Raw genomic sequence first — 1,186 nt, forward strand, 5'->3', positions numbered from 1 at the left:
ATTACTCAACGATAGTTGCAACAACACCAGCACCAACTGTACGGCCACCTTCACGGATAGCGAAGCGTAAACCTTCGTCCATCGCGATTGGGCAGATTAACTCTACAGTCATCTTGATGTTGTCACCAGGCATTACCATTTCTACGCCTTCTGGTAACTGTACGTCACCTGTTACGTCAGTTGTACGGAAGTAGAACTGTGGACGGTAACCTTTGAAGAAAGGAGTGTGACGACCACCTTCATCTTTAGAAAGTACGTATACTTCTGAAGTGAATTTAGTGTGTGGCTTGATTGAACCAGGCTTACAAAGTACTTGACCACGCTCAACGTCTTCACGCTTAGTACCACGTAGTAGTGCACCGATGTTCTCACCCGCACGACCTTCGTCTAGAAGCTTACGGAACATCTCAACACCTGTACAAGTTGTCTTCGTAGTTTCTTTGATACCTACGATTTCAACTTCGTCATTCACGTTGATGATACCAGCTTCAACACGGCCAGTTACAACTGTACCACGACCTTGGATTGAGAATACGTCTTCGATAGGCATGATGAATGGCTTATCGATGTCACGCTCTGGCTCTGGGATGTATGAATCTAGCGCTTCTGCTAGTTCAATGATTTTCGCTTCCCATTGCTCTTCGCCTTCTAGTGCTTTAAGAGCAGAACCTTGGATTAGAGGTAAGTCGTCACCTGGGAAATCGTACTCAGAAAGAAGTTCACGAACTTCCATTTCTACTAGCTCAAGTAGCTCTTCGTCATCAACCATGTCACATTTGTTCATGAATACGATGATGTAAGGTACACCAACCTGACGAGAAAGTAGGATGTGCTCACGAGTTTGTGGCATAGGACCGTCAGTCGCAGCAACTACTAGGATTGCGCCGTCCATTTGAGCAGCACCAGTGATCATGTTTTTAACATAATCGGCGTGTCCTGGACAGTCTACGTGTGCATAGTGACGAGTTGGAGTATCGTACTCAACGTGTGAAGTTGAGATTGTGATACCACGCTCACGCTCTTCTGGAGCGTTATCGATTGATGCGAAGTCTTTAGCTTGACCACCGTATGCTTTCGCAAGTACGTTTGTGATTGCTGCTGTTAGAGTTGTTTTACCGTGGTCAACGTGGCCGATTGTACCAACGTTTACGTGCGGTTTTACGCGTTCAAACTTTTCTTTTGCCAT

General features: G+C 45.8%; 1 protein-coding gene. It reads right to left on the reverse strand.

Annotated features, from left to right (window positions below):
- Window position 1: 1 nt before the first annotated feature.
- A complete protein-coding gene (tuf, locus tag C2M25_RS06895) occupies window positions 2–1,186 on the reverse strand; it encodes an elongation factor Tu (RefSeq protein ID WP_063702537.1) in 1,185 nt (394 codons plus the stop codon).

Origin of the sequence: Pseudoalteromonas sp. T1lg21, assembly GCF_002964625.1 — a bacterium.
GTDB lineage: Bacteria > Pseudomonadota > Gammaproteobacteria > Enterobacterales > Alteromonadaceae > Pseudoalteromonas > Pseudoalteromonas gelatinilytica.